The organism is Shigella sp. FJ200513 (assembly GCF_040495915.1).
Lineage (GTDB): Bacteria > Pseudomonadota > Gammaproteobacteria > Enterobacterales > Enterobacteriaceae > ECMA0423.
In genome coordinates, this window is record NZ_JBDYCV010000293.1 from 1 (window position 1) to 428 (window position 428).

The 428-nt window shown below is 53.3% G+C and carries 1 protein-coding gene; it reads right to left on the reverse strand.

Annotated features, from left to right (window positions below):
• Positions 1-284 precede the first annotated feature (284 nt).
• A partial coding sequence (locus tag ABZJ92_RS22305; RefSeq protein ID WP_152026007.1) for a Hok/Gef family protein occupies positions 285-428 on the reverse strand: 144 nt, incomplete at its 5' end.

Below are 428 nucleotides of genomic sequence, written 5' to 3' on the forward strand. Positions count from 1 at the left end.
ATTGGAGCACCTGTGTTGTTCTGAGGTGAGCATATCACCTCTGTTCAGGTGGCCAAATTCAGTGTGCCACTTCAGGGTCCATCCCTCTTCTCCCTGCGCGCTACTTAAGTGAGTCGATTCTATCTGCGAAGGTGCGCGAATCAAATTCACCGGAAATAAACAACAAAAAACCCGCCGAAACGCTGAGAGATCACAGCGATGGGCGGGTTAAGTGCGGGTGCGTTGAGGATGCCTGACACATCAGAGGTGGGCGGGGATGGGATCAGCTCCCCACCCGGTCACTCTTACTTCCTGGATTCGTAGTCTACGAAGACAGCGACCTCCGTCTGGCCGGTTCGGATTCGTACCTCACAGAGGTCTTTCCTCGTTACCAGTGCCGTCACTATGACGGTTAAACAGATGACGATCAGGGCGATTAACATCGCCTT